The sequence below is a fragment of the Streptomyces sp. MBT65 genome, from assembly GCF_016612545.1.
Taxonomy (GTDB): domain Bacteria; phylum Actinomycetota; class Actinomycetes; order Streptomycetales; family Streptomycetaceae; genus Streptomyces.
Genome location: NZ_JAENRY010000053.1, coordinates 1 through 19,025 on the forward strand (window position 1 = coordinate 1; position 19,025 = coordinate 19,025).

Consider the following 19,025-nt stretch of genomic DNA (forward strand, 5'->3'; position numbering starts at 1 on the left):
AACACGTTACTTACCGCCCTCTGATACGCGCCTGCCTGGCACTGACGACCACCACGGCCCTCACCGGCCTCGCCCTGGTACAGACCGGGGAGGCCGGAGCGACCGCTACCGAGGCCGTGTCGCCGGGCGCCCTCACCCCCGACCACAGCATCACGCTCATCACCGGCGACCGGGTCTCCGTGGACGCCAAGGGCAAGGTCGTCGGTGTGCGACGGGCCGAGGGGCGTGAGCACGTGCCCTTCCGGACCCGTATCGTCCGCGGCCACACCCTGGTCGTGCCGACCGACGCCGCCGCCCTCGTCGCCTCCGGGCGGATCGACCAACGGCTGTTCGACATAACGGAGTTGAACAAGACGGCGAACCGCACGGACCAGCACGACGGCGTCAAGGTCATCATCGGTTTCAAGGGCACGGCGTCCGCCGCCCGCAAGGACGTACGGGACGCGGCCACCGTGCGCCGGACCCTGAAGTCCCTGGACGCCGAGGCGGTCCGGGCGCCGAAGCAGGATCCCGGCAGGCTGTGGAACGCGGTCACCGAGGGCGACAAGGCCGCACCGGGGGTCGCGCACGTCTGGCTGGACGCCGTTCGCAAGGCCTCCGACGACAAGTCCGGGCCGCAGATCGGCGCACCGACCGCGTGGAAGGCCGGCTACACCGGGAAGGGAGTCAAGATCGCTGTCCTGGACACCGGCGTCGACTACCACCACCCGGACCTCAAGAACCAGGTGATCGCCTCCAAGAACTTCACCGACTCGCCCGACGCCGACGACCACTACGGCCACGGCACACACGCCGCGTCCATCGCGGCGGGCACCGGCGCCCAGTCCGACGGCAAGTACACCGGCGTCGCGCCGGGCGCGAAGATCCTCAACGGCAAGGTGCTGGGCGACGACGGCTCCGGCGAAGACTCCGCCATCAACGCGGGCATGGACTGGGCTGCCGAACAGGGTGCCGACATCGTCAACCTGAGCCTGGGCGGCACCGACTACCCCGGCATCGACCCCCTCGAGGCCGAGGTCGACAAGCTCTCCGAGGAGAGTGGCATCCTGTTCGCGGTCGCCTCCGGCAACGAAGGCGACCTGGGCCCCAACTCCAGCACCGGAACCGTCGGATCCCCGGGCAGCGCTCCTGACGCGCTCACCGTCGGCGCGGTGGACGGCAAGGACAGGATCGCCGACTTCTCCTCCACCGGCCCCGTCTACGACGGCTCCGTCAAGCCCGACGTCACCGCGCCGGGTGTGAACATCACCGCCGCCGCTGCTCCGGGCAGCGTCATCGACCGGAGGTCGGTGAGAAGCCGGCCGGCTACCTGACCATCTCGGGCACCTCGATAGCGGCCCCGCACGTCGCGGGCGCCGCCGCGATCCTCAAGCAGGAGCACCCCGACTGGGGGTACGCCCAGCTCAAAGCGGTGCTGATGGGCTCGGCCAAAGCGGGCGACTACACGCCGTACCAGCAGGGCACCGGCCGGATCGCCGTCGACAAGGCCATCAAGCAGACCGTCTTCGCCGAGCAGCCGTCACTGGCCTACGGCGTCCAGCGGTGGCCGCACACCGACGACAGTCCGGTCACCAAGCAGCTGACCTACCGCAACACCGGGACCACCGACCTCACTCTGAAACTCTCCTCGACCTCCGTCGACCCGGACGGCAAGAAGGCCCCGGCGGGTTTCTTCACGCTGGGCGCCGGCTCGGTGACCGTGCCGGCGGGCGGTACCGCCTCGGTCGGCGTCACTGCGCACACCAAGCTGGGCACTGCCACCGGTGCCTACTCCGGATACGTCGTCGCGACCGGCGGCGGCCAGACCGTACGCTCGACGATGGGCGTGCAGCGCGAGCCGCAGTCGTACAACGTGACCCTGAAGTACCGGAACCGGCCCGGGCAGACCTCTACCCACCTCACGAGCCTGATCGCCTTCGCAGGGCTCGGCTCCGGTGACGAGTATGGCTTTAACAGCGCAGTTGGCCCCACCAAAATCGGCCCGCCGTGGACCCACGAGCGCGTTCGATTCCGGCCCGACCTGGCCCCACTGTGCAACGTCGGACCTGGCGAGTCGTGGGGCCGCTTCGGATCGGAACTGGGTCTGTCCGCTTTGGGCGGAGCCGGCGCAAGCCGGAGAAGTGGGGCCGCCGCAGAGCGTTAAAGCCACGAGTACGACTCCCAGACCGCCGACGACACAGTCACCATGCGCGTGCCCAAGGGCACGTACGTGCTCGACTCGGTCAGCCTCAGGGACGTCACCTCCGACGCGGACGGCATCGACTGGCTGAGCAGGCCGTCCCTCAAGGTCGACAAGGACGTCAGCGTCACCATCGACCTGAACACCACGAAGGCCTCGGACATCACTGTCCCGGACGCGTCCGCCACGCCGGTCGCCGCCGGTATCGGCTACGAGTCCGATTCGCTGAGCACCGATTTCAGCGTCTATGCCACCTCCTTCGCCGACCTGCGCATCGCCCACCTCGGCCCGGCCGTCCAGGGCCTGTCGGAGACCTGGGCCGGTCAGTGGGAACAGGGTGCGAACACCGAGTACGACGTGCTCACCGGCGCTGACGTAAGCACGTTCAAGCCGCTCACCAAGCACTACAAGGCAAGCGAGCTGGCCACGATCAAGGCGAACCTCGGCAGCCCCGCCCCGAACCGCACCGGCGCGGTCACCCTATCCGGCGAGACGGAGTACGGCATCACCCTCATCGAGCCGATCACCCAGCGGCTGCCGGGCACCCGCACCCTGCACGTGTCCGGCGGGAACAGTGTCGCCTGGGCGCTCTCCTTCGACCAGTACGGCCCCAAACCCGACGAGTTGGGCTACCCGGTCGGCGTGGCGCACTACATCGACGGCGACATGCGCATCTACCAGGGCGGCAAGGCCTACACCACGACGTTCGACAACGCCATGTTCGCCCCCATGCTGAACTCCGACTACGGCCTCTACCGCGAGGGCAACGCGATCGCCGGCCTGGTCCCGCTGGTCGCCGACGGCGACGGTCACGCGGGCTCATCGGACTTCTCCTCGGTGCGGACCACCCTCTACCGCAATGGCAGGAAGATCGGCGCCAACACCGACCCGTTGTTCGGTGAGAAACCGTTCACCGTCCCGTCCGCGAAGGCCTCGTACCGGCTGACGACCACGGTGAAGCGCTCGCCCGGCGTCGCCGGGGTCTCCTCGCGCATCGACGCGGCCTGGACGTTCACCTCGAAGAAGACCTCCGACGTTACCGATCTGCCGGCCTCGGTCCTGCAGATTGCCGCGCACACCGACCTCACCGGCCACGCCCCCGCGCGCCGCAAGGTCACCGTCCCGGTGACCGTCCAGGGCTCGGCGGCCGGCCGCAACCTCAAGGCCCTTGCCGTGTACGTCTCCTACGACGGCGGGAAGAACTGGACGAGGACCGCGGTCAGCCACGGCCACATCACCTACAAGAACCCCGCCAAGCGCAAGTCGGTCTCGTTCCGGTACACGATCACCGACAAAAAGGGGAACACGTCGTCCGTCACGATCCACGACGCGTACTTCGGCAAGTAGCCGCAGTCCCGACGGCCGACGGGCTGCTCGCACGGTCCTTGTGACACTCGCGATCCGCCCGTCGGCGGGTCTGTGACGGTGCGCGTGGCTATGTCTGGGAGCCGCGCCGGCGTCGCGTGGCCACCACGATCGTCACGCCGCCGACAGCAGCACGGCCGTGCCGCCGACGATCCCGCCGCCACGGGTCTTCGCTAGGTCGCCGCTGGTGATCAGTGTCGACGGGAAGGGAATCGGGCTGTCCGTGCCGGTTGGGACACCGGCCGGGGTGACTGCCGCGTCCGCACTCGCCTTCACACTCGGACCGCCAGCCGGCGCGTTCGTTGATGGCGTTGGAGATGTCCGGCCAGTCGGCGGGACAACGCTCGCGGTCCTAGGGACGGATCGGCACGTGGGGTCACCGTTCCGCAGCGTCGAGCTGGTGGGGGACGGCGGAGGCGCGCAGGTCTTGGAGGTCGGGGATGTGGTTGTAGAGGGTGCCCGGGGAGATGCCCAGCATTTTGGCGATCGAGGTGATGGAGCGGCCGGGGTCGGGCAGCAGGTCGCGGGCGGCGCGGATGACTTCCTCGGTAGCGACGGTGGGGCGCCCGCCGACCCGGCCGCGGGCGCGGGCAGCGGCCAGGCCCTCGCGAGTGCCCTGGACGATGAGTTCGCGGATGAACTCCGCCAGAGCGGCGAAGACGTGGAAGACGAGTCGGCCGCCGGGGGTGGTGGTGTCGAGGTTCTCGTGCAGCGAGGTGAAGCCGATCCCGCGCGTCCGGAGTTCGGCGACCATGTTGATGAGGTCCTGGAGGCTGCGGCCGTAGCGGTCGAGCGACGGGACGACGAGGGTGTCGCCAGCGTCGAGAAAGGCGTGGCACGCCTTCAATTCCGGGCGGAGGGCGTTCTTTCCGGACTTCTTGTCCGAGAAGATCTTCCGGCATCCGGCGGTGGTGAGGGCGTCGATCTGCCGGTCGAGCTTCTGTCCGCCGCTGGACACCCGCGCGTACCCGATCTTGATCTCGGTGCAGACAAGCGGTTCGGCAACGAGGAGTTCGGGGTGGCCGGACGGCTCCGGAGTGTCACTCATGACCCCGGATCATGTCAGAAAACGGTGGTCGAGGGTTCTTGAATGACCCAGGTTTTTGAAGGGTTTTTTGAAGGGGTTGCGGGGTGTGCGGACCCCCGCACGGTGATCTTCAGAAAACGTTCGTTTTTTGAAGGCGAGGCTCGTCGACCCGCATCGTCTTCTTTGTTGGATGGGAGTGTCGCAGTAAGGGCGGTTGGTGCGATGCCGGGCCCTCATCAGCACCCCGGGCGAGACTCTGACGGCACGGTCGGCGGCAGCCCGGCGGGGACGCAAGGGGTCATCCCGGTTTCTGATCGATCTCGGCGAGTTGCGCCTCCACCTGGTCTCCCAATTCGATCAGCAGGTCCATCTGCGCAGGGGTCACGTGGTCGATCAGCACATTGCGCACGTCAGCCAGGTGGAGCGGGGCGGCTGCCTCGACGAGGGTGCGGCCCTGTTCGGTGATGACCACGACGGCCCCTCGCTGGTCGGTCGCGCATCGCTCGCGGCGGATGAGGTTGCGGTTCTGCATGCGGGTCAGATGCTGCGACAGACGGCTCTTCTCCCATTGCAGCGCATCTCCGAGTGCGAACGACCGCAGGCGTCCCTCGGGCGTCTCAGACAGGTGCGCCAGCACCTGGTAGTCGGCGGTGGACAGCCCGCTGTGGGTGCGCAGCTGCCGCTCGATGTATTCGGACAGGCCGGCCTGCATCTTCATGAGGCTGCGCCAAGCCCGCTGTTCACGCTCGTCCAGCCATCGCGGTTCGTCCATGAAGCCCATCCTACCGCTTTGGTTGACATGTTAACCAGTCCGTCGTACGGTTTGGTTAACACCTCAACCAAATGGGCTTGCGGAGGTGGGAGCCGCCTACAGAAACGCGGCGACGACAGGCCGGACGACGAAGCTGCTCTGCCGCCTCGACAGCCTTCAGCAACTACTGGAACAGGGAGCACTCATGTCTGCAGACACCCGCTACGCCATCGTGGGCACCGGAAACATCGGTTCGGCGCTGGCGCGCGTCTTCGCCCGGGCCGGAGTCGAGGTCAGCATCGCCAACACCCGCGGACCGGGCTCGATCAGCGAACTTGCCGCCTCCTGGGGTTCCACGGTCCGGGCCGTGACGCTCACCGAGGCACTGGCGAGCGACGTCATCTTCATGGCCATCCCGTTCGGCGCAGTCGAGACGTTCGGCAACGCCCTGCCCGACTGGAACGGGAAGATCGTCGTCGACACCACCAACGCGCACTACGCGCCCAACGGGGGCGACATCCTCAAGGGTCGGCTCTCCTCGCAGTACGCGGCCGAGGTCCTGCCCGGCGCCCAGATCGTGAAGGGCTTCAACCAGCTTCCCGCCCAGACGCTCGCCGCCGAAGTGCCCTCCGGCCAGGGCAAGCGCGTGGTCTTCGTCTCCAGCGACTCCAGGGAGGCCAGCTCCCAGATCGCCGAGCTCGCCCGCACGCTCGGCCTGTCGCCGGTGGAACTCGGCAGGATCGACGAAGGCGGACGCCTCATCGAGGTTCCCGGCGCACTGGTGCTCAGGAACTTCACCGAACAGCCCCTCACCTGATCGGCCGCATTCCGCCTCCCACGGGCGGCACGGCCGGCCCCGACGAGCCGTCCCGCCTCAGCGCCTGCCGTCACCGGCCGCACCGCGGCGGCCGACGCCCCGCCCGCAGCCAGGCCGCCGAGCCGCAGCGCTCTCCACCGATGAGACCGCACTTCAGTAACGCTCATGCGTGAGCAGCGAAACCCGTCGGCACACCCATCCTCCACGGATGCCGGTCCCTCACGGCTCGGGCGGTCCCAATCACTCTCCAGAAAGGCATGACCCGTGTTTGTCTTCGCCGCCGTACTGAGCGTTCTGCTCGCCGTTGTCGGACTGGCCGCCGGACTACCGAAAGCCCTGCTCAAGGGCAGCATCCCAGCCCAGTTGCAGTCTCCTGGAGGCCTCAGCGCCCCGCTGGTCCGGTTCATCGGGCTGGCCGAACTGGCCGCAGCCACAGGACTCATCGCCGGTCTCTTCTGGCAGCCCGTCGGCGTTGCCGCCGCCCTGGGATTCGCAGTCCTGCTCGTCGGAGCCGTCGGCTTCCACGCCAAGTCCGGCGACTACGCCAACCCCGAGACCCGCGGCAGCGCGATGGCACCCATCATCCTCACCATCATCGCGATCGCTGCCGCCGCCACGCTCGTCCTCGCCTCCTGACCAGCGCCTGAATCCGAGGCGCCACAGCTCACCTTCCGCCCGGCAAACCCGGCCGGGTGATCGCGAGACCGCCCTCGCCACGCGGACCGTCACCGATCATCCGCATTCCCGACCACTGCTACACCTGAGGAACATCCCATGACCACTCTTCTGCACCTCGATTCCTCGCTGTTTTCCGGCGACGCCTCCTCCTCCCGCGCCGTGACCGCCGCCTTCCGCCGGACCTGGCAGGAGCACCACCCCGAGGGCACGGTCATCTACCGTGACCTCGCCACGAACCCCGTACCGCACCTCACCGCCGACGCCCATACCGCCGGCCAGACCGACCCGGCCACGCACACCCCCGCCCAGGCCACCGCCCTCGCCCACCGGCTGACGCTGATCGACGAGCTGGAGAACGCCGACGCCATACTGATCGGCGCTCCGATGTACAACTACTCGATTCCTTCGACCCTCAAGGCGTGGCTCGACAACATCGTCCTCGTCGGCCGCACCGCCGGCGTGGAAAGCTCCAGGCTCAAGGGCACCCCCGTCACCGTCGTCGCCAGCCGCGGCGGCTCCTACGCCCCGGGCACGCCTCGCGAGGGCTACGAATACGTGCAGAACTACCTCACGGCCGTTCTGGCCGACGCGCTCGCCCTGGACGTGAACTTCATCGTCCCGGAACTCACGATGGCCGTACACAACCCGGCGATGTCTCAGCTGATCCCCCTCTTCGAAGCCTCCCGCCAGCAGGCACTGGACGACGCAGCCTCCACGGCCAAGGCGATAGCCCACCGCATCGCCGCCTAGAAACAGCGCCCTCCGGACGGCGGCCGTGAAGCACGCTTCACGGCCGCCGTGGGCGAACTCCAGCGGGGACAGGCGGCTGGCTGCCCTCGAAGGAATTTCTCGCCCCGGAGGAGCTGGACGACGCGAACCGGCGAATCGGCCGGCGCTGCCGGGCGGGACCCGAGCCGGACCAACCGGGTCTACAACCTGGTCGGTGACCGTTCGACTACGCAGCGGGTCGACCTGCTGACGAGCTGGTCGGTCGAGCACGGCATGAACGGCTACATCTTCAGCGGCCCGGTCGACGAGTCCGCGCTGCGCCCCATCATCGAGAAGGTCGCGCCCGCCGTGCGCGAGGCAGTCGCAAAGGAGCATCGACGATGACACAGCCGCAGGCGGGAACTGTCGCCGGCCGCCAGATGGTGCAGCAGCTGCTGATGGCGCATGCGCCGCTGCGCAGCGACGTCGCCGCCCTGCGCAAGGGGCTTGAGGTGCTCGATGCGGCGACCACACGCGCAGAGGACATCGAGGAGCTGCTCGGCGGTCTGACTGTCGCGGACCTCACCTGGCAGCTCAAGGTGGGCTGCCAGCATTTCTGCGCCCACCTGGACGCCCACCACACGATCGAGGACGCTCGGATGCTGCCGGTCATGCAGCACCGGTTCCCCGAGCTCAGCGGTCAGATCGGGCGGCTCCGGCGCGAGCATGAGGAGGTCAAGCAGATGATCGTGAGCATCCGCGCCGACGCGCGGCAGCTGAACCCCAAGGACGAGCGCTCCGTCCACGTGGTGCTGGAACAGATCGTCGCGCTTTCCGACCACCTCCAGGCACATCTCGACTTCGAGGAGCGCACCCTCTTCCCGTACTTCCTGCGGATGGACCACGACTGGCACGCCTGAGCTGTCCTGGCCGGGAGCGTGAGGTTGGAGCCGCGGACGGCCGTGCCGCCGCGCCATGGAGGCTTTGAAGCTGGACGCTGAGCTTGACTCTGACACGAAAATAGAGGCTTCGTGGAGGTCAGGTCACCTCGATGGGTTCGAAGCGGATGGTCATCGGCGCGTCCCTGCGGTCGGCGGCGAACCGCTCGTTGGCCTCCCGCAGGTGCTCCCTCATCTCGTCGTACGAGTCGGTCACGGTCACACCGGCGCCCCCTTCTCACTGCCCCGCCGGTCGGCGCTGGTCTTCTCGAAGTACAACGACCCGCCCCGGACGGCGGATGCGGCGCTCACTCCTCCTGGCCTGGCTTTAACGCTCTGCGGCGGCCCCACTTCTCCGGCTTGCGCCGGCTCCGCCCAAAGCGGACAGACCCAGTTCCGATCCGAAGCGGCCCCACGACTCGCCAGGTCCGACGTTGCACAGTGGGGCCAGGTCGGGCCGGAATCGAACGCGCTCGTGGGTCCACGGCGGGCCGATTTTGGTGGGGCCAACTGCGCTGTTAAAGCCACTGGCCGTCGTCGTCATCGTCGAGGTCGATGGCATCCGGGTCGCGCAGGGGCCGCAGCCCCTTCACCGACTGGGAGGCGGTGAAGTTGTACGCGGCGCCTCGGCGCGCCGAACAGCTGCTCCAGCACACACCACGTACGCATCCCGGTCCACCGCCCCCTGCGGCAGCTCCGCGTTCGCGTACACGGTCTTGTGCCAGTGCGCCGGCACCAGCTTGTCGTCGACCTCGCGCGGCAGCAGCGGCTTCTCGCCCACCTTCCGCCGGGAGAGAGCCGGGAGCCGCTGCACACCGGTGAGGATCCGTCTGCCGGCGGGCGCCGCGTCCAGTGCCTTCGACTCACCCAGCAGCGACAGGAACGGCCTGACGGTGTTGTAGCGCAGCGCCAGCGCCCCACGCAGCGCGGTCTCCGCCGTGCCGTCGTCCTCCGGCACCAGGCTCACCACCGTGGCCGCCGCGCTGGACAGCGCGGCCCGAGGCGCGACCTCCTCCAAGGCCCGTCACAGCCCGGCCACGTCGACATCGCAGCCGCTCGCCTCGATGAGCTCCAGCTCCTCGATGATCACCTTCGAGACCCGGGCGGTGATCCGTGCCGCCTTCTCCAACTGCGGCAGCGTGGACAGGCGCTGCTTGTCCGTGGACCGCCTCGCGGAGCTGATCAGCCGGGTGGCCATCAGGATCTCGAAAAGGTCCAGCGCGTCGTCGATCGCCTTCGCCTCCAGGTAGCGCATCACCGCGGTGAGCATCGCCGTGCGCTTGGGCTCCGGGGTTCGCTCCAGCTTCGGCGCCTTGGTGCCCAGCCCGTACCGGGCCAGCGCGGACAGCCGGTTCGGCGGAACCTGCTCCAGCCTGAGACGGCCCAGCTGGAAGGCGGCGATGTCCTCGACCCGCTGCAACGCGGCCTTCATCGCGGTGCCGGTGGTCCGCGTCGGCGGTCGGCGCATCCGCTCCAGCTCCGAATGCCGTTTGCCCTCCGGCGTCTTCAGCGTGGCGACCAGGTGGCCGGGCAGAGCCGGGTCCGCCCGCCGGGCCGCCCTGGCGACCGTGGCGTGCAGCCGCTTGTCCGCGACGCCGCGGACCTCGGCGACCTGCCGGGCCAGCACACTCACTCCCGGCAGCAGCACCCGGTTGCGGCGCAGCCAGCCCACCGCGTGATCGAACAGAGCCTTCGGCCCCTCCGCGTGCGCCGTCCACGCCCGGCCGTGCAGGAAGGCCCTGAACTTCCGGCCCTGGTCGTGGTCCTCGTACTGGTGATAGCCGTACGCGTCACGTATCTCCCACGCGTGCTCGTACGGCGTCGGCCTGCGCTCGGTATACCGCTTGATCTGGGAGACATCCCTGATCCCCAGCTGCTCGGCCAGATGCTCGACGACCGGCCACGGCACCGCGAGGGGGTCCTCCAGGAACAGCCCGATGTACCGCACCGTGCACATCTGGAGCGCGAAGCCGAGACGGTTGTGGTCCCCGCGCCGCTTCGCGATCAGCTTCAGGTCCTCGTCATCAAGGAAGAAGAACCGCTCCAGCTCGGGCTTCGTCGGCTCCTCGGCGAACTTCGCATACGCCTCAGCCTGCTCATCAGTCAGAAATTCCACCGGCATGCGGCGGACCGTAGCCATCCCCCACCAGCGATCGGGGACCTTCCGCCGAACCCCCGCACAGCACCGATCACCTGTGCTAGAAGCCCAAGATCAAGTGCTTGGCGTTACTGGCTGTTCCGCTGGTCCCCAAGGCCGGTTCCCTGCCGCCGATGTGACCTGGTCACCACCATCATGGGGAAGATCAGCGAGAACAAGCCGGCGGCCTCCTGCTCGGGCTGTTTCGCCCGGGGGCAGCTGCCCGGCCGGTTCTGCCGCGGCTGCTATACCTACGGCCAGCAACACACCGTCGGCGAGTGCGTCGGCTGCCGGCGGCAGGTTCCGGTCGATGACAAGTACGGTTACTGCCGCCTCTGCCGGGCCCAGGCGACCTGGGCGATCAAGGCCAGCGGCAAGGCTTCGGTGATCGAGCCGTACCTCCGGCAGGTGACCTGCCAGCAGCTGTTCTTCGCGAACCTCCAGCGGCCCAAGAACGGCGGGCCCCGGGTCGGCAAGGCCGGGCGGCGCGTGCTGAAGCCGCCACCGGTTCCCGAACCACACCGCGTGATCACCACGACGCAACTGACTCTGTTCACTGCCACTCGGGACTTCAGCCGGTTCGACCGGGAACTCCATGCCGACCTGGCCAACCCCTGGCTGGTCCGGGCCCGGCAGGCCGCTCGGGCGCTGGGAGAGTCCCGCGGCTGGAGCCGCTGGATCGCCAGCGACGTGAACCGAGCCCTGGTCATCGTGCTGTCCGGCTTCCGCGACGGCGAGTCGATCCGGTACTCCGAACTCTTCCCGGCCCTGCGAGTCCGGGGGCTTCCGGTCGTGCGGACTGCCGAAGTCCTCGACCGTCTCGGCCTGTTCGCCGACGACCGGGCACCCGCTGTCGACCGGTGGCTGGAACGGAAACTCGACGGGATGCCCACGGGCATTCTCGCGCCGTCGAAGCCTGGGTTCGCACTCTCCTCGACGGTGGCCCCCGGTCTGAGCCTCGCTCCCGGCATACGGCATGGGACTACCTGGGGGAAATCCAGCCGGTGCTGCTGGAGTGGTCCAGCCGCTACGACCACCTGCGAGAGGTCACCCGGGAGGACATCATCGCGGTCCGGGACGCCGCTACCGGAAAGCAGCGCGAGAGCCGGATCGTTGCCCTGCGGTCACTGTTCCGGCACGCGAAGAAGAACGGCCAGATCTTCCGCAATCCCACGATCCGCATCCGTGTCCCTCGGCAGACCGGCGGCGTCCTCCAAGCCCTCGTCCAGGCGGACATCGACGAGGCCATTGCCGCAGCCAGCACCCCGGACGTCCGGCTCATCGTCGCCCTGGCCGCCGTTCACGCGGCACGGCCGAAGATGATCCGCACCATGCAGTTGGAGGACGTCGACCTGGGCAACCGGCGCATCACCGTCGGCGGCCACGTCCGCCCGCTCGACGACCTCACCCGCCGTGCTGTCCTGGACTGGCTCGGTCACCGACACAGCCGCTGGCCGAACACGGCCAACCCCCACCTGCTGATCACCCAGAAGACCGCCGTCGAACTCGGCCCGGCTGGCAAGCTCTGGACCACCCGGGCCACCCGCAACCTCACCGCCACCCTGGAACGGCTCCGCGTTGACCGCCAGCTCGAAGAGGCCCTCACCCACGGCGCCGACCCCCTCCACCTAGCACTCGTCTTCGGCATCGACGAGAAGACCGCCATCCGCTACGCGGACTCAGCGCGAGCGCTTCTGGGCGAATCTGTCGAGCAGGCATCGCAGTAAAACCCGCTCGACCTGCTCAACCCCATGACGAGATCATGGCCCCATGCCGTCGACCGAATCAGCCGCCCGCGAGCTTCAGGACCGCGCCGTTCTCTGGAGCATGGGCGAGATCCGCGCAACCGACGTCGTCACTGCTGCCTGTGATGCACTCGTTGCCGGCCTCGACAGTCCTGCCCTACGGATCCCGGCCGCGTGCACGCGCGCGGAGGCGGACTACGACGTCCCCGACCTCCTTCCCCCGGCACTCGACGAACTGGGCCTCACCTTCCACCCAGCGGGGAGCGTTGCCGGACAGGAAGCCGCGGCGCGAGCACTTGCCGCCCGGATGCTGGCCGGCGAACTGACGCCACGCGAGCTGGCCTTCAGGATCCATCAGCTCTTCGGGCATGAGCTGCCTCTGGTCGAACGACTCGCCAACCTGGACGACGACTACGACGTCCTCGAATACGGCGACAGAACACAGGCGCAGGTCGACGCCGATGTCACGTCCGAAGCTCTTCGGCTTGCACGGCATCCCCGTGTTCCAACCGAACCCACGGGTCCACCGGCCTGAAGCAGATCGGTGGACCCGTGAGTTCAGGCTGAAGGACCTTCGGTTTCCTTGAACCCACGGGACTCACGGCCCTGTTCTCCCGAGGCCGCCGCGAAGCGGCAAGTTGCTCTACGCGATCATGCTCAATTCGGCCTGTACCGGATTCCTCGTGTCGTCAGTCACGCGGCTGACTTTGTGTACCAGAGCTACCAGCCTGGACATGTGACAGGGCGATACGACGGCGCGCGAGATCGACGTCGATGATCTTGACAGTGAGGGCGTCGCCGACCTCGGCGACGTCTCTGGACGATTCATCCAGCTCGCTGGTGTGCACGAGCCCCTGGAAGCCGTCCTCTCGGTCCTCGATGCGGACGAAGACGCCGAACGGCACGATCTTGGTGACCGGCCCGATGACCACCTCGCCGATCCTCTGCGCTACCTGCGGCCAGGGGTCTTCCTGCACTGCTCGGAGCGACAGCGGTACCCGTTCCCAGACCATGTCGACGTCGAGGACCTCGGCTGTGACCTCCTGGCCGACGTTGACGACGTCGGACGGGTGGTTGAAGGGACGCCAGGACAACTCCGGGATGTTGATCATCGCGGTGAAGCCTCCGATGTCCACAAAGGTGACGCCGAAGCTGGCGATGGACGTCACCGTGCCGGTGACGAGCTGGCCGCGCCTCAGGGTCTTCAGGAATGCCCAGTCCCGGTCGCTGGGTGTCGGCTCGGTCTGCCAGCGAGCGCGCAGGACACCGTCGCTGTCGGGCAGCACAGCTGTGAACAGCGGGAGATCTTCACCGGCATACATGGATACGACGCCAGCAGCACGCGCGGTGGCGAGCTGGGAGGTCACTGCCTCGAACTGGGTCTCGTCCACGACCGTGCTCGTGATCTGCCCGTCCTCGTCCTCCCAGACGATCTCCACGAGGCCTTCATGGGGCAGAGCGGCCACGGCCGTGTCGACGTCGGTGAGAAGGTCCGGCCAGACCGCTAACTGGGAGCGTGGGGCCAGCTTGGAGCGCACGGTCTCGATGGTGTCGCGCGTCAGGCGGTGCCACTGGGAGGCGTTGACGGCGAAGACCTCCTCTAGGAACACCGCGCGGTGGGCACTGACGGTCCAGTGCAGGCGGGCCCAGAAGTCGGCGTCGGCCGGGCGCTGCACGTACGCCGGGTCGTCGGGGGCGAAGTCGTACGGTGAGGCGTCCACGCGTTCCGGGAACAGGCCGAGCGTGCGGGTACGGGCCAGTGCGGGTTCGCAGGGCAGCTTGCTGCCGATGTAGAGGTACTGGTCCCAGCCGACGTGCACGGCGAACGCTCCCCCCGCCTCCAGGCGACACCAGGCACCGTTGTCGCGAAGCATGGCCCGGACGAGCTCCAGGCCGACGCCGATCGGCACCAGAGCGCCGTCGTGGAATCCGGCCGGCCCGGCCGGGAACAGGCCGGTCAAGCCGTAGCCGTCGACCTGTGGCTCCAGGCCGAAGTGGACGAAGCCTCCGATCTGTGGCTCGCGGATCTCCAGCCGATCGATGCCTGCCGCCTCCGCGAAGGCGGCGATTGCCGCCAGATAAGCCTCCTCAACCGGCCCGTGGTCACTGACCGTGTCCTCGGCACCAGTGTAGTGACCGCGCTCGTCCCGGTCGGCGGGGTCGTACTTGGTGATCCGATAGACGAACGGCGGCACGCTGCTCCCTGGGTGGGCTGAAGTGGATCCCAGCGTAGGTTCCGCTGCCCAGTCCGAGGTCAGGATTTCGGAGAGCAGCCCAGGTCACCTCCGCTGAGCGCCCTCTGCTCGCCAAGTGGAATGCACACCCACGACAGGTCCAGTGCTCACTGGACACGTCCGGTGCACAGTCACATCCATGATGTGACGGAGCACCGTAGTTCGCGAGTGATCGTTTAGAACTGGCTGGTCAGCGCCATGGTGGTGCACCGCAGTTCGCGAAGGCGGAGCATCGCATCTTGCGAGTGCCGCCAATCGAACGGCCCTTAGGGGCGGGAAAATCCCAGATCAGACGGGCCTTCCCCGCTGCTCGCAAACAACCGTGCACCACTCGCAAACTACGGTGCTCCGTCACAACTGTGACTGAGCGTCGTAGTGGGCCCGTCCGGCCAGATACACGCTCAGTACTCGGTGGAGCCCGTTAACGGTGTCCCGTACGGTCGACCCGTGATGATCAAAACGGGCGACCCCCGCAGTCTCGGCATTCCAGCCTCCGAGGCACGGTTGACCTTCGATACGGAACTGCAGGAGCTCGGCGGCGGACCGCGGCGCCGCTTGCTCATGGTCGACGACGAGCCTGCCTTCGAGCTCAGCTTCTACTGCGGCACGTGCCCGCTCCTGTTCCGCCGGCTGGAGACCGCGCGGGAGAAGTTGTCCCTGGAGAGCATGCAGGAACGGCTCACCGGAACGCTGGACGATCCGGACGACGGCGGCGTGATCGATGCGTTCGGCACGTTGTTGCCGAAGGGCGAGTACCTTCCGCTGCTCTTGGAGGTGGAACCCCGGCTGGTCATTCCCGGCAGAGAGGGCGACTACTTCAGCGGAGAACAGGTCACTACGTGGGGGATCGATCAGTTCTGGGGCCTTCCGGAGTACCCGCACACCCCGTACTACCGGACCTTCGAGACCGCGGTCGACGCGGACGCCCACCTCTACGAGTTCGTCGTGCCCATGGTTCCCCCGACGTGGAATGAGCGGGAGCGTGTCGAGGAATACGTCGCACTCATGGAGCAGGGAATGGTCCCCACGGCGGTGGCGATCTCCACCCTGGACGTGTGCCAGCCCGCCATCGACCGAGGAGACGACTACTTCGTGCACTGGGGCTTGACCCACTTCCTCCTCGACGGACACCACAAACTGGAGGCCGCCGCCACCGCCGGTCGGCCGGTGCGGCTCCTCTCGCTGCTGACCTTGGGCGAAAGCCTGTCCGGAGCGGAAGACACCGCCCGGCTGCCTGCCTTGCGCACACAATCCCGCACGGCCCGCCGGATCGGGCGGTAGACGGTCGGTACGTTACTCCGGCCAACTACAACACTCAGTGGCCAACCGGTTGCTCAGCTGCGAGTCAGTGGAACCAGACGACAAGGCGTACGTTCTCGGCCCCGTGGACCTCGCTGAGGATGCGCATGACGCTCCAGACCCGGCCCCAGTCGGTGTCGATCCCTGCGGCTGAGGCGCGGGTTCGTGTGCCTGAGGCGTCGGTCTCCTGCCAGTCCGTGGTGTCCAGCTCGGCCCAGGTCAGCCAGGTTGTCCCGTGCACATCGTGGGGGCCGCCGTAGCCGGCGAACTCAGCTCGCAGCCCGTCAGAGGCGTCGTCCGGGAAGCCGCGATCCTCCGACAAGGGACGGAAGCCGAAGGAGTTTCGGACTCCGAAGAGGCAGGCCAGGGCGTCGTAGGCATTGCCCCTGTTGAGGAGGAAGAGATCGATGCCGATTTCCCATACGGAGTCCTCGTCGTCAGGGCCCCATAGGCGGGCACCCGGCCGGCATTCGATCATTCCGCTGACATCGGTCGACATAGAGAGATCCTGCCTGCGCAGGCCGGGAGCCGGCATCTCCATTTCGCTACGCGCGTGCTTACGTGGTCCGGCCGAGTCTCTGGCTCATCCGGATCCGTGAGCGTTCACCGACTCGAGTGCTCACCCCGGTGCCGAGACGGTCGGGTCGGTGGCGCTGCCGCGGGTCTCCGCAAGGTGGATGTTGATATAGCGGATGAGGGTCAGCGGGTCCTGAGGGTGGTCGGCCTCGAAGGTGACGCGGCGCAGAAGACCGACTGAACCGAGTGCGACGCCCTCGCGGGCCAGCACGAAGACTAGGGCGAGAAAGGCGGACCGGGCGTTGCCGTCGTCGAAGGGGTGGAAGAAGCAGACGTCGAGGTAGGTGCGGGCGGCCCGGGCGGTGAGTCCGAGGGGTTCGCTGGCGGTGGCTGCGCTCTCGGTCAGGCTGGTGTCGAAGCGGGCGGGTGTGTCCGGTCCGAGGCCGTAACGCTCCCGGTCGCCCTTGGCGAAGGCGGAGGAGGTGCGGAACGGCGGCGGCTGCGGAGAACCCAGGACGTGCTGATGCCATGTGCTGAGCAGCGCGAAGTCGAGCCGCGCTCCGCGTGCCGCGTCGGCCCGGAGCAGTTCGAGGGCGCGGAGCAGGCCTTCGGCCCGAGCAGGGTCGATGGCGCCGTCGAAGGCCCGGATGTCCTCCGCGGGGCCGTCGCGAAGGTCGGCCACTGGTCCGTCCGCGCCGGCATCCGGGATCTCGTGCCACGGCACCGACGCGCGGATCGCGAGCCAGCGCTGCAAGTGGTCCTGAGCCTGGACGGCCGCTCGAGTACCGCCGTCGCCTGGCTGTAGAGAGCGAGCGAGCTGCTCAGCGACGTCGTCGATGACCACCGTGTCAGGGCCGGTCCAGCTGTGGAATCGTCCACCGACCGCCTCCTCGACCAGGCCCTGGGCTACCTCCACCGCGACTCCCCAGCGGTCGAGGAACCAGGCGAGCACCTGGCGGCAGTGGTTGTGCCAGCCGCTGCCGCACCCCGTGCGGTCGACGACCTGCAGAATCAGGTTCCGCGCCGCGCGTTCCCACAGGATCCGCTGGTCTTCGATGGCGCTGAGGTCCAGCGGGTAGGCCTCGAACCAGGCGGCGAGGTGTTCCAGCCACTCGCGCCACTCCCGCAGGGCCGCCTCCACACGGGCCAGTGTCTCTTCCGGCGTGGTGATCGAGTCCCGCGGGCAGCACCAGTTCCCCACCGGTCCGCCGCCGAAGTCACCCTCGTCGTGCGCCCAGCGCCACCCGAGGGTCCACCGGCCGTAGTGCAGGACGAGCGCATACGACATGGCATCGGCCCAGGACTCGGCCTCTTCGCTGCTTCGTGAACCGCTGTCAGCAGCAGGAACGTCGGGGCGGATGGGCACGCACCGGGCAGGACCGAGCGAACGCACCGTCTGCGCTACGGATGCGCTGTCGAAGGCGTGGCGGGCGGGGTCCACGTCGGCCCAGGTCAGGAAGCGAGGAGCCAGGTCAACGATCACCGCGTAAGCATGCCAAGCCCGTCCAGCGCGCACCCCGGACTTTCAAAGCTCGGGGCGCTCGGTCACAGCTGCTGTGACTGAGCACGACATCTGGCCTGGCTGGACAAATTCGATGCACAGCGCCTGCTGGCTCGCCCGGCGTGCGAGTCGGGTCACCACCGGGCGCGCAGTACGCCGTCGCTGTCCGGGAGGGCAGCACAGAGCAGCGGGTGGTGTTCGGCGAGGGACAGGGCCAGGGCGCAGGCGGCGCGGGCATCGGCCACGTGGGCGCTGAGCTCCTGGTAGTCCGTGTCGTCGACGATCGCGTGGCTGATCGTCCCGTCCTGCGCCTCCCAGACGAAGGCGATGGATTCCTCCTGGGGCAATGCGGCGAGGACGGCACCGACGTCCGGGGTCAGGTCGGGCCAGACGGTCAGCAAGGCGCGCGGGCCGAGACCGGCGCGCACTGTGTCGAGGTTTTCCGGCGTGATTCGGTGCCAGCGTGCGGCGTTGCGAACGTAGTTTTCCTCGAGGAGCAACGCATGCCGTGAGGCCAGCGCGGTGTGCACGCGTATCCAGAAGTGCTCGTCGGCCGGCTCCGTCACTTCCGCTTCGTCGACCTCGGCCGCGTAGGGCGAGGCCGTAAGCGGTTCCGGGAAGAGGCCGAGTTCCCGCGTACGGGCCACGGTGTCCGCGCAGGGCCGGTCGCTGCCCACGTACACATACTGGTCCCATCCGACATGCACGGTGAACAAATCCCCCATCTCCAGTCGGCACCAGGCGCCTTGGTCGCGGAGTATGACCCGGACCAGTTCCAGGGCGATCGGGAGAGAGACCTCGGCCCCGTCGTGGTAGCCGGTGAGGTCGGGCGGGAAGAGCCCGCCGAGGCCGTGCCCTGCAACCGAGGGCTCGCCGCCGAAGTGGACGAAACCGGTGACCGCAGGGTCGCGGATCTCCAGCCGGTCGATGTCCGATGCCTCCGCGAAGGCGGCGATCGCCGTCAGGTACGCCGCTTCGACAGGCCCCTGGTCGCTGATCGTTTCCTGGGCGCCGGTGTAGTGACCGTGCTCGTCGCGGTCGGCGGGGTCGTACTTGGTGATCCGGTGGAGGAAGGCCGGCGGCACGCTACTCCTCGGACGGGGCGGAAGGAGTGCCCAGCGTAGATCTCG

General features: G+C 68.2%; 17 protein-coding genes and 2 pseudogenes. 10 read left to right on the forward strand and 9 right to left on the reverse strand.

Annotated elements, in window-relative coordinates; translation table 11 throughout:
- Positions 1-20: 20 nt before the first annotated feature.
- Positions 21-1,906: pseudogene (locus tag JHN63_RS14515) on the forward strand (S8 family serine peptidase); the annotation flags it as partial.
- 279 nt (positions 1,907-2,185) lie between these two features.
- On the forward strand, positions 2,186-3,526 hold the full coding sequence (locus JHN63_RS14520) for a hypothetical protein (RefSeq protein ID WP_200680402.1): 1,341 nt from the start codon (positions 2,186-2,188) through the stop codon (positions 3,524-3,526).
- Positions 3,527-3,658: 132 nt separating this feature from the next.
- Here the strand turns inward: JHN63_RS14520 and JHN63_RS14525 are convergent, their stop codons facing one another.
- From JHN63_RS14525 to JHN63_RS14535, 3 genes are all read right to left on the reverse strand, one after another.
- Positions 3,659-3,820 (reverse strand): hypothetical protein, encoded by a 162-nt coding sequence (locus JHN63_RS14525; RefSeq protein WP_200680404.1) that lies wholly within the window; start codon positions 3,818-3,820, stop codon positions 3,659-3,661.
- A 100-nt stretch (positions 3,821-3,920) separates the two neighbouring features.
- Positions 3,921-4,592 (reverse strand): recombinase family protein, encoded by a 672-nt coding sequence (locus tag JHN63_RS14530; RefSeq protein ID WP_143606564.1) that lies wholly within the window; start codon positions 4,590-4,592, stop codon positions 3,921-3,923.
- A 277-nt stretch (positions 4,593-4,869) separates the two neighbouring features.
- Positions 4,870-5,343, reverse strand: a complete 474-nt coding sequence (locus JHN63_RS14535) for a MarR family winged helix-turn-helix transcriptional regulator (protein WP_200680406.1) — start codon at positions 5,341-5,343, stop codon at positions 4,870-4,872.
- Positions 5,344-5,527: 184 nt separating this feature from the next.
- Here JHN63_RS14535 and JHN63_RS14540 point away from each other — a divergent pair, with 184 nt between their 5' ends.
- The 5 genes from JHN63_RS14540 to JHN63_RS14560 all read left to right on the forward strand — a co-directional run bounded on the left by JHN63_RS14540 (position 5,528) and on the right by JHN63_RS14560 (position 8,445).
- Positions 5,528-6,139, forward strand: coding sequence for an NADPH-dependent F420 reductase (locus JHN63_RS14540; RefSeq protein ID WP_200680408.1), 612 nt, complete (start codon positions 5,528-5,530; stop codon positions 6,137-6,139).
- A 264-nt stretch (positions 6,140-6,403) separates the two neighbouring features.
- Positions 6,404-6,775: a DoxX family protein gene (locus JHN63_RS14545; RefSeq protein WP_200680410.1), complete on the forward strand. Its 372-nt coding sequence runs from the start codon at positions 6,404-6,406 to the stop codon at positions 6,773-6,775.
- A gap of 138 nt (positions 6,776-6,913) precedes the next feature.
- Entirely contained in the window at positions 6,914-7,567 is a 654-nt protein-coding gene (locus tag JHN63_RS14550; RefSeq protein ID WP_200680420.1) for an FMN-dependent NADH-azoreductase, read from the forward strand.
- A 48-nt stretch (positions 7,568-7,615) separates the two neighbouring features.
- Complete coding sequence (locus JHN63_RS14555; protein ID WP_200680422.1) at positions 7,616-7,930, forward strand: hypothetical protein; 315 nt, start codon at positions 7,616-7,618, stop codon at positions 7,928-7,930.
- Complete coding sequence (locus tag JHN63_RS14560) at positions 7,927-8,445, forward strand: hemerythrin domain-containing protein (protein ID WP_200680438.1); 519 nt, start codon at positions 7,927-7,929, stop codon at positions 8,443-8,445. Before JHN63_RS14555 ends, JHN63_RS14560 begins: the two co-directional genes overlap by 4 nt.
- Before the next feature lie 118 nt (positions 8,446-8,563).
- Here JHN63_RS14560 and JHN63_RS53915 read toward each other — a convergent pair whose 3' ends face one another.
- Both JHN63_RS53915 and JHN63_RS14570 read right to left on the reverse strand, forming a co-directional pair.
- The gene (locus tag JHN63_RS53915; protein WP_267953763.1) at positions 8,564-8,686 is read right to left on the reverse strand and encodes a hypothetical protein; all 123 of its coding nucleotides are present in this window, start codon (positions 8,684-8,686) and stop codon (positions 8,564-8,566) included.
- Positions 8,687-9,058: 372 nt separating this feature from the next.
- Positions 9,059-10,585 (reverse strand): annotated as a pseudogene (locus tag JHN63_RS14570) (DUF4158 domain-containing protein); the annotation flags it as partial.
- A gap of 1,019 nt (positions 10,586-11,604) precedes the next feature.
- On the opposite strand from JHN63_RS14570, the gene JHN63_RS14575 reads away from it, so the two are divergent.
- Positions 11,605-12,327, forward strand: coding sequence for a hypothetical protein (locus JHN63_RS14575; protein WP_200680444.1), 723 nt, complete (start codon positions 11,605-11,607; stop codon positions 12,325-12,327).
- A gap of 43 nt (positions 12,328-12,370) precedes the next feature.
- Positions 12,371-12,880, forward strand: a complete 510-nt coding sequence (locus JHN63_RS14580) for a hypothetical protein (RefSeq protein WP_200680446.1) — start codon at positions 12,371-12,373, stop codon at positions 12,878-12,880.
- Between the two features lie 154 nt (positions 12,881-13,034).
- On the opposite strand, the gene JHN63_RS14585 is transcribed toward JHN63_RS14580, so the two are convergent.
- Positions 13,035-14,540 (reverse strand): S1 RNA-binding domain-containing protein, encoded by a 1,506-nt coding sequence (locus JHN63_RS14585; protein ID WP_200680455.1) that lies wholly within the window; start codon positions 14,538-14,540, stop codon positions 13,035-13,037.
- A 489-nt stretch (positions 14,541-15,029) separates the two neighbouring features.
- On the opposite strand from JHN63_RS14585, the gene JHN63_RS14590 reads away from it, so the two are divergent.
- Positions 15,030-15,860 carry a hypothetical protein gene (locus tag JHN63_RS14590; protein ID WP_200680457.1) on the forward strand — a complete coding sequence of 277 codons (831 nt, stop codon included), beginning with the start codon at positions 15,030-15,032 and terminating at the stop codon, positions 15,858-15,860.
- Between the two features lie 64 nt (positions 15,861-15,924).
- On the opposite strand, the gene JHN63_RS14595 is transcribed toward JHN63_RS14590, so the two are convergent.
- From JHN63_RS14595 to JHN63_RS14605, 3 genes are all read right to left on the reverse strand, one after another.
- Entirely contained in the window at positions 15,925-16,377 is a 453-nt protein-coding gene (locus JHN63_RS14595; RefSeq protein WP_200680459.1) for a hypothetical protein, read from the reverse strand.
- 120 nt (positions 16,378-16,497) lie between these two features.
- The gene (locus JHN63_RS14600) at positions 16,498-17,877 is read right to left on the reverse strand and encodes a Fic family protein (protein WP_307781891.1); all 1,380 of its coding nucleotides are present in this window, start codon (positions 17,875-17,877) and stop codon (positions 16,498-16,500) included.
- Positions 17,878-18,029: 152 nt separating this feature from the next.
- Positions 18,030-18,980 (reverse strand): RNA-binding protein, encoded by a 951-nt coding sequence (locus JHN63_RS14605; RefSeq protein WP_200680460.1) that lies wholly within the window; start codon positions 18,978-18,980, stop codon positions 18,030-18,032.
- Between the last annotated feature and the right edge of the window lie 45 nt (positions 18,981-19,025).